Source organism: Halopseudomonas sp. 4NH20-0008 (assembly GCF_057548395.1).
The window spans coordinates 1-457 of record NZ_BAAJMD010000048.1; the positions used below are offsets into that span (position 1 = coordinate 1).

Here is a 457-nt window from a genome sequence, read left to right on the forward strand (position 1 = left end):
TGTAATGACCCAGTAAAAACCTGCACATGCTAAAGTCGCTCCAGAGTATGGAGTTACGCATGACCCAAGAACCTGACATCAAGCGCTGGACAGCCAAACGCAAAGCAGAGCTGATCAAGCAAATCTATCGAGGGCAAACCACAGTGCCCGAGGCTGCGCGCCACTACGATCTCACTCAGCAGGAGATCGAGAAGTGGATGGATGATGCCGAAGCTGGCATGGAAAACGCCCTGAAGGCCAATCCCAAGGATATTGCCGAGCAGTATGAAACGCAGCTGCGTGAGCTCAAGGAAGCCTATGGCGAGGCCATGCTGGAGCTCAAGTTCCGAAAAAAGTTACAGCGCCATCTCGAATCGACAGACGACTGATTGAACGGATCAGGTCCGAGATGGCGGCCGAGGGTGATGCCGTAACGGTAGTGCAAGCTTGCCGATGGGCTGGTGTTTCCAGGCGTAGT

General features: G+C 54.0%; 1 protein-coding gene. It reads left to right on the top strand.

Annotation, left to right across the window (positions count from 1 at the left end; all coding sequences use genetic code 11):
• Positions 1–59: 59 nt before the first annotated feature.
• Positions 60–368 (top strand): transposase, encoded by a 309-nt coding sequence (locus AC27HQ_RS16965; RefSeq protein ID WP_487157376.1) that lies wholly within the window; start codon positions 60–62, stop codon positions 366–368.
• The last annotated feature ends 89 nt before the right edge of the window (positions 369–457 follow it).

Coding starts and splice junctions, on each gene's coding strand:
- AC27HQ_RS16965 (WP_487157376.1), top strand. CDS start 60: ATGACCCAAGAACCTGACATCAAGCGCTGGACAGCCAAACGCAAAGCA.